1 protein-coding gene is annotated in these 267 nt (G+C 52.8%); it reads left to right on the top strand.

Annotated elements, in window-relative coordinates; all coding sequences use genetic code 11:
* Positions 1-267, top strand: a 267-nt coding sequence (locus ACT4_RS14530) for an Ig-like domain-containing protein (RefSeq protein WP_034605255.1), incomplete at both ends; no start/stop codon positions are given.

Here is a 267-nt window from a genome sequence, read left to right as displayed (position 1 = left end):
CCGTTGTTGATCCAGCAACAGCAGTGGTGATTGATCCAATTACAGCGGACAACATCTTAAATGCAGCAGAAGCAGGCAGCACAGTTCCAGTGACAGGTACGGTGACAGGTGAATTCACGGCAGGTGATGCGGTAACAGTCAGCGTGAATGGCGTGGACTACAGCACCACACTTGCGGCAGACGGAACGTGGACAGTGGATGTTGCGGGTAGTGACTTAGCAGCAGACCCAGACTTAACGGTGGATGCGAGCGTTGTTGTTACAGATG

The organism is Acinetobacter sp. NBRC 100985, assembly GCF_000241225.1.
Classification (GTDB): Bacteria; Pseudomonadota; Gammaproteobacteria; order Pseudomonadales; family Moraxellaceae; genus Acinetobacter; species Acinetobacter venetianus.
This window is presented reverse-complemented; position numbering and strand designations above follow the sequence as displayed.